Source organism: Frankia torreyi (assembly GCF_000948395.1).
In the GTDB taxonomy this organism is placed as follows: Bacteria; Actinomycetota; Actinomycetes; order Frankiales; family Frankiaceae; genus Frankia; species Frankia torreyi.
Genome location: NZ_JYFN01000060.1, coordinates 36,213 through 43,314, shown reverse-complemented (window position 1 = coordinate 43,314; position 7,102 = coordinate 36,213). Strand labels below are relative to the sequence as shown.

Below are 7,102 nucleotides of genomic sequence, written 5' to 3'. Positions count from 1 at the left end.
CTTCCCGCCCGAGGTGAACGACCAGCGGGCGTTCGCGGTGAACCTGACGGCCTGCCGGCTGTCCCGTTTCGACTTGTACCGGGGTGGCCCCATCCTCGGGCGCTTGCCTTTCAACCCGTCGAAGAAGTTCCGGTATGCCGTGTCGAGGTCGCGCAGTGACTGTTGCAGAACGACGGCCGACACCTCGGCGAGCCACGCCCGTTCCGGCGTCCACTTCGCCTCGGTGATCAGCATCTTCGACAGGTCGCCCGACTTCGGGAACGGCAGCCCCGCCGCGCGCGCCGTCTCTCGGGTGCTGAGCGCGTCGTTGTACACCACGCGCGCGCAGCCGAACGCCCGCGCCAGCGCGANCCGCTGACCGACNCTCGGATACAAGCGGAAGCTGTACCGGAGCTGCACGATCACAGTCGTGCCATTGGTCTATGACGACAGATCNGGGTATCCGCGCTGGCAGGCACTGCGTTTTCGTCCTGCACGCCCACTTGGTTTTCGTGACCAAGTACCGGCATCGGGTCTTCGACGACCGGCACCTGACCCACCTGGAAGAGATCATGCGGGCGGTGTGCGCCGACTTCGAGGTTGAACTGATCCACTTCCCGCCGAAAATCGCCCTGTCGAAGCTCGTCAACAGCCTGAAAGGCGTGTCGTCCCGTCGGATGCGCCAGGAGTTCCCCGACCTGGCCCGGNACTACTGGCGGGCGAACCGGCTCTGGTCAGGCTCCTACTTCGCCGGGTCTGTCGGTGGCGCGCCGCTGGACGTGCTCCGCCGGTACATCGAGGAACAGACCCGTCCGGTTTAGAGCACGCTCAGGCCGCGAGACGGCCTTCCCGCGCGGGCCTTCACCCCCGNCCTGAAGGCCGGAGCACTGGCCCGCAACCCGGTAGCCGTCCTCGTCGAGGTAGCCGACGTCGCCGGTGGTCGACCAGGTGGGGTGATCGGGGTGGCGGGCGGCGGCGGTCTTCGCCGGATCGTTGTGGTATTCGAACGCGGGGACGTCCCGCTCGAAGAAGATCGTGCCGACCTGGCCCGTGGGCAGCTCGGCGCCGTCGTCGCCGCAGATCCGGACGATCCCCATCCCGGGGCGGCCGACCGAGCCTGGCTTGCGTAGCCATTCCTCGGTCGTGATGAACGTGGCGCCGGCCTTCTCCGTCGACGAGTAGTACTCGTAGATGATCGACCCCCACCAGTCGATCATCGCGCGTTTCACCTCGGGCGGGCAGGGCGCCGCCGCGTGGACGGCGACCCGGTGGCTGGACAGGTCGTACTTCTCCCGGACAGCCGGGGCGAGTTTGAGCATGCGGACGAACATCGTCGGCACCCACTGGCTGTGGGTGATGCGGTGGTGCTCGATCGCGGCGAGTGCGCCCTCGGCGTCGAAGCGGTCCATCAGCACGACCGTCCCGCCGTGTCGGTGCACCCAGCCGCCGAACCGCAGCGGTGCGGCGTGGTAGATCGGTGCGGGCGAGAGGTAGACGGTGTCGGGGCCGAAGTCGTACATCGACCCGAACAGGGTGACCAGCGGGTCGCCGGGTTCGTGGACCTCGCGCTCGGGCAGGTCGTCCCGGATCCCCTTGGGCCGGCCGGTGGTGCCGGACGAGTACAGCATGTCCGTGCCGCACGGCTGGTGGGGCAGCGGGCCGGGAGGCACCGAGGCCAGCGCCTCGTCGTACGAACCATACGTACTCGATGCACCCGCGTCCGCGCCGTAGACCAGCCGGATCCCGACCTGGGGGGTCGCCTCGACGATCTGTTCGGCCACGTCGAGCAGGGCGGCCGAGACGACGAGGCCGCGCGCGCCGCAGTCGTCGATGATGTAGGCGATCTCGTCCGCGACGAGGTGCCGGTTGACGGCAGTGATGTACAGGCCCGATCGAAGCGCTGCCCAGAAGACCTCGAAGGCCCGCGGGTCGTTGTCGGTGAGCAGGGCGAGATGATCCTCGCGGCGCAGACCAACCTCGTGCAGGCGGCGGGCGAGCCGGCTCGAGGCGTCCTCCAGCTCGCCATAGGTGAGCACGGCACCCGTGCCGGCGACGATCACGGCCGGCTTGTGGGGAGACTGCTCGGCGAACACCCCCGGGTACATGCGCTCTCCCTGATGCCGATGCGGCGTAGCCGTTCGAGCGGATCCGAATGTGACAGCCATCACAATATTGACGCCGTCACGTTACGTCCACAGACTTCGACACATCGGCGCCAGGCTCGACCCCCGAACCGGGCCTCGCCAACCGGGTTGACTTCGAGTGCGCTCTCATCGTTACGGTCGGCTGCGGGGCGACGATCCCTGCTTGTCCGGAGCCCGCGATGTCCGTTGCCTCCATCCGGACAGGCAGTGCGGGGAGGTCGCGGCCGCGCGGGATCGGCGACGACACATGCAGGGTCACGCGACACATGCAGGGTCAGCGACGACAGTGCAGGAGGCTCATCCATGCGGTACCGCAAGCTCGCCCGGACCGGCGTCGAGGTCAGCACCCAGTGCCTGGGCGCCATGATGTTCGGCGCCTTCGGCAACACCGACCACGACGAGTGCGAACGCATCATCAACCACGCGCTCGACGCGGGCATCAACTTCGTCGACACCGCCGACGTCTACTCGCAGGGCGAGAGCGAGCAGATCGTCGGCAAGGCCATCAAGGGCCGCCGCGACGACATCGTCCTGGCCACCAAGTGCTTCACCCCGATGGGCGACGAGCGCAACCACCGCGGCGGCTCCCGGCGCTGGATCATTCGCGCCGTCGAGGACAGCCTGCGCCGGCTCGACACCGACTACATCGACCTCTACCAGGTGCACCGGCACGACTGGGACGTCGATCTGGAGGAGACCCTCGGCGCCCTGACCGACCTCGTCCGCCAGGGCAAGGTCCGTTACCTGGGCTCGTCGTCGTACCCCGCCGACTGGATCGTCGAGGCGCAGTGGGCCGCGCGCCGCCGCAACAGCGAGCGGTTCGTCTGCGAGCAGCCGCAGTACTCGATCTTCGCCCGGTCGATCGAGGAGGCGGTGCTGCCCGCGACGCTGCGCCACGACGTGGGCGTCATCCCGTGGAGCCCGCTGGCCGGCGGCTGGCTGACCGGCAAGTACCGCCGCGACGCCGAGATCCCGTCGGGCTCGCGTTTCGGGTCGGAGGGGGTCTTCGCCCGCCGCCGCGGCGGTGCCGGGCTGGATGAGGACCCGAGCACGCCGGCCCGCTACGACGCGGTGGAGGGGCTCGCCACCATCGCCGAGCAGGCCGGGATCTCGCTGACCCACCTGGCGCTGGCGTTCGTGGACAGCCATCCGGCGGTGACGTCGACGATCATCGGGCCGAAGACGTTGGCCCAGCTCGACGACGTGCTCGCCGGCGCCGACGTCACCCTCGACGCGACCACGCTCGACGCGATCGACAAGGTCGTCCCGCCGGGCACCGACGTCGCCGGCATCGAGCACTACAGCGGCAACCCCTCGCTGCGCCCCGCCTCCCGCCGCCGTGCCGGCTGACCTCACGCCGCTGTAACGACCCCACGTTCCTTGCCCTTTTGGAGAGACAAACGGACGCCGAAGCCTCCAGAAGGGCAAGGAAGGCGGACTCCTGACCCGCCCTGGCCGGCCGACGAGCATCGGCGGCGCGCCGGGACCGACCCGTCCTCACTAAGATCGAGACCGGCGCCGTCGGCGTCGCATCGACCACGTGAGGGAGCCCGCGCGATGAACGGTTCCGATCTTCTCGCCGATGCCTTCGGGCGGATCCAGGACGAGGTGCGCGACGCCGTCGCCGGGCTCGACGCGCACCAACTCGCCGACCGCGTCGACGGGACGTCCAACTCCATCGGCTGGCTGGTGTGGCACCTGACCCGGGTTCAGGACGACCACGTCGCCGATGTCGCCGGGCTCGAGCAGGTCTGGACCGCGGGCGGCTTCGCGGACCGGTTCGCGCTGGCGCTGCCCGTCGCGTCGATCGGCTACGGGCACACGACCGAGGAGGTCGACGCGGTCCGGGTTGCCGATCCGGCGCTGCTCGTCGGCTACCACCAGGCCGTCCACGACCAGACCGTCCGCTACCTCGCCACGCTCACCGGCGGCGACTTCGACCGCGTGGTGGACGAACGGTGGGAACCACCCGTCACCCTTGGGGTCCGCCTGATCAGCGTCGTTTCAGACGACCTCCAGCATGTCGGCCAGGCGGCGTTTCTGCGGGGCATCATCGAGCGACGGCAGTCGTGACGGCGCCGGGACGGGCCACCGGCCGACCGGACGTTTCGTCACCTCGGCCGGGAACCCATCGCATAGTCGGCAAAAGGTAGGCGTCGTGCCCCATCGTTTCGTTGCCGGCGACGGTCAGCTCATCGTGCTCGACGTCTGGCGGCCCACCGAGGCCTTCCACCAGTTCTTCATCGACCCGCCCGCGCTCGACATCCTCATGCGGGACGCCGGAGTCGTCGACCCGCCCGAGATCCCCTTCTGGCAACCGACCGAGGGCGCCCCCGAAGCACCCTGAGCCACCCGGCACCCTCCCCGCGCCTGCCGGCAGCGCTGGGAGGATGACGGTCGTGCCCGACACCGGATCACGCCCCGTTCCCGATCCACGCCCCGCCGCCGCCGCGCTTCCGGCTTCGCCGCCGGAGGACGGGATCGCCCTCGCAACTGCCCGGGACGAGGACGCGGACCAGATCGTCAAGCTGCAGTATCTCTGCTACCAGTCCGAGGCCGAGCTGTACGGCGACTACTCCATCGCGCCGCTGACGGAGACTGTCGCCGAGCTGCGCGGCATCCTCGCTGCAGGCGGGGACGGGCGGAGCGACGGCGCGACGGTCGTCCTCGTCGCGCGGCGCGGCTGGGAGGTGGTGGCGGCGGTGCGCGGGCGGCTCGACGGCGACATCTGCCGGGTCGGCCGGCTCGTCACCCATCCGCGGCTGCGCCGCCGGGGGCTCGCCAGCCGGCTGCTCGCCGAGATCGAACTCCGCCATCCCACCGCCGCCCGCTTCGAGTTGTTCACGGGCGCCCGCAGTGTCGACAACATCCGCCTCTACACTCGCCGCGGGTACCGGGAGACCGGGCGGGCCGTCGACGGCGGCATCGAGATGATGTTCCTTGCGAAGCCGGCCGGGACGCCCGCCTGAGCAGGCGGGCCGCCAGAAGCTTGGATCGTCAAGAGCCCGGACCGTCGGGGGCTCGAGCCGTCAGGCGCGGGGCTCGAGCCGTCAGGAGAGCGGGGGCTCGGGCCGTCAGGGGTTGCGGGTGCGCAGGAGGGTGCGCAGCTCCGCGTTCCAGTCGATGCCCTCGCCCTCCCGGCCCGCCGGCACCTTCTCCTCGATCTCCGCGAGGAACCGGGTGACGATCGAGCGGGGCAGTTCGAGGTCGGCGTGCCCGGACGGGCTGGACAGGGAGACGGTGACGACCGCTCGCCCCTCCGACCGGGTCGGCCGGATCCGCACGTCACCGGTGCCGGTGGGGCCCTGCGTCCCCTCCGCCAGCAGCGTGCGCGCGAAGATCCAGGTGATGGACTCCCGGCCGGGGCGCAGGATCAGCTCCACCGCGAACGGATCTGCCGGGTCGTAACGCAGGGTGCCCGCCACGGAGGCGCGCGCACCGTCCTCCGTGACGAAGTCGGCGGACAGATCGCGCACCACGACTTGCGCGGGCGTCGAACTGTGACGGAGCATCGCTGCCTCCCAACACGGTCGGATCCGACCCTGTTAGCATCGCTGCTGCCACGCTCCGGATCGGCCGCCCGAAGGCCCCTGTGTACAGGCGGAACAACCCGACACCCACGGGCCGATCAGCACAAGCGCGCGCGAAACGGCGGGCGGCCCGCGGCGCTCGGACGCCAGCCCGGGNGGNGAGGCGCCCAGGAGGCGGAGCGCGGCAGGGGCCCCGCCCTGAGGGCCGTTTCCCGGGTCAGCCCCAGGTGGTGAGGTTGCGGCTGAGGCCACCGACCGGCGCGCCGATCACCTCCCGGCTGATCCCCCGTGTGTCCAGGACGATGGCGCCGGAGGGTCGGATCCGACCGAGCTCGCCGTCCGGGTCGCCGTCTGGGTCGCCGTCGGTGCCGCCGCCGGAAGCACCGGGGGCGCCGGCGCGGTCGCCGCCGGGGGCGTCCTCGGCGCCGGCATCGCCATCGGCACCGCGGCGGGCGGCGCCGGGGACGATGGGTGGATCGCCGTCCCGGTCGGTGGGCCGGCGCAGCGGCAGGGCCGCGCCGCGTGGGGCCGCCCGCCCGCCCCGCAGCACGATCACCCCACGCAGCACCTCGTCGACGAGGACGTCGGCATCGGCCGACGCGGCGGCCGGCGCCGTGACCACTGCCCGCAGAAGCCAGCGCGGCCCGTCGAAGCCGAGCACGCGCACCAGCCAGGCCTCCCCGCGAGCTCCCGCCCCCGCGCCGGACGCCGCCGCCCCACCAGATGCCGCCGCCCCACCAGATGCCGTCTCCGCACCAGGTGCCGTCTCCGCATCGGGTGCCGTCTCCGCATCGGGCGCAGTCTCCGCGCTGGGGGCCGTCTCCGCACCGGGCGCCGTCTCGGCCGTGAGTCGAAGCTCCGCCCCGCAGTCGCCGACGGTTTCCACGACCGGCCCGCAGGTCCTCGGCCCCATCCAGGGGACGAGGTCCGCGAGCAGCTCGGCGGGCGATGCGCGCAGCTCGGCGCGTGTCCCCTCCCACAGACCCTGGCTCTTCGGCGCGGCGTACGCGGCGAGCGTCATCGCCGCCCGACCGGCGCTCACCTCGACCGCGACGCCACGGCCGGTGCCCGGATCCGCTCGTAGGTCGACGGCGACGCCGGCCGGCACGGGGACGATGAGCGAGCCCAGATCGAGCCGGCGAACCCGGTCGTTCGGCGCGTCGGCGAGGTCGTAGGGCCCGGGGGTCGGCTCGCGGTGGCCGGCGGGGACGCCCGCGGGATAGTCCGATCGGGCATCGGCGGCGGCGCCGAGCCGGTTGCGGCCGAACCTTCCGAACATCCCGACCGCCCTCTCCACCTGGCAACCCGTCCAGGATCGCCGATCTCCCGGCCGGTGTCGACGCGGACCGGCATGTGGGGAACGCTCGTGTGACCTCAAGCCGGTGTGTACCCGTTGGGTAGACCGAGGGTAGGTTCGGGGAGGTGAGCGGAGTTCGACAGCCCCGGCCG

At 71.5% G+C, this 7,102-nt stretch carries 8 protein-coding genes and 2 pseudogenes; 6 read left to right on the top strand and 4 right to left on the bottom strand.

Annotation, left to right across the window (positions count from 1 at the left end; translation table 11 throughout):
- Window positions 1-350 (bottom strand): annotated as a pseudogene (locus tag FF36_RS25750) (helix-turn-helix domain-containing protein); the annotation flags it as partial.
- 86 nt (window positions 351-436) lie between these two features.
- Between FF36_RS25750 and tnpA the strand changes: the two are divergent.
- A pseudogene (gene tnpA / locus FF36_RS33330) lies at window positions 437-686 on the top strand (IS200/IS605 family transposase); the annotation flags it as partial.
- Window position 687: 1 nt separating this feature from the next.
- Window positions 688-800 (top strand): transposase (locus tag FF36_RS39045; RefSeq protein WP_242422864.1); only part of this gene is annotated, 113 nt, incomplete at its 5' end.
- Between the two features lie 50 nt (window positions 801-850).
- On the opposite strand, the gene FF36_RS25745 is transcribed toward FF36_RS39045, so the two are convergent.
- Window positions 851-2,084, bottom strand: a 1,234-nt coding sequence (locus FF36_RS25745; protein ID WP_206778480.1) for an AMP-binding protein, incomplete at its 3' end; no start/stop codon positions are given.
- Window positions 2,085-2,426: 342 nt separating this feature from the next.
- Here FF36_RS25745 and FF36_RS25740 point away from each other — a divergent pair.
- From FF36_RS25740 to FF36_RS25725, 4 genes are all read left to right on the top strand, one after another.
- Entirely contained in the window at window positions 2,427-3,473 is a 1,047-nt protein-coding gene (locus FF36_RS25740; protein WP_044887758.1) for an aldo/keto reductase, read from the top strand.
- A gap of 207 nt (window positions 3,474-3,680) precedes the next feature.
- A complete protein-coding gene (locus FF36_RS25735; RefSeq protein WP_044887757.1) occupies window positions 3,681-4,196 on the top strand; it encodes a mycothiol transferase in 516 nt (171 codons plus the stop codon).
- A gap of 85 nt (window positions 4,197-4,281) precedes the next feature.
- Window positions 4,282-4,470 (top strand): hypothetical protein, encoded by a 189-nt coding sequence (locus tag FF36_RS25730; protein ID WP_044887756.1) that lies wholly within the window; start codon window positions 4,282-4,284, stop codon window positions 4,468-4,470.
- A gap of 52 nt (window positions 4,471-4,522) precedes the next feature.
- Window positions 4,523-5,092: a GNAT family N-acetyltransferase gene (locus tag FF36_RS25725; RefSeq protein ID WP_173667341.1), complete on the top strand. Its 570-nt coding sequence runs from the start codon at window positions 4,523-4,525 to the stop codon at window positions 5,090-5,092.
- Between the two features lie 105 nt (window positions 5,093-5,197).
- Here FF36_RS25725 and FF36_RS25720 read toward each other — a convergent pair whose 3' ends face one another.
- Complete coding sequence (locus FF36_RS25720; protein WP_052681433.1) at window positions 5,198-5,635, bottom strand: SsgA family sporulation/cell division regulator; 438 nt, start codon at window positions 5,633-5,635, stop codon at window positions 5,198-5,200.
- A 235-nt stretch (window positions 5,636-5,870) separates the two neighbouring features.
- Window positions 5,871-6,932 (bottom strand): DUF3710 domain-containing protein, encoded by a 1,062-nt coding sequence (locus FF36_RS25715; RefSeq protein ID WP_044887755.1) that lies wholly within the window; start codon window positions 6,930-6,932, stop codon window positions 5,871-5,873.
- Window positions 6,933-7,102: the final 170 nt, after the last annotated feature.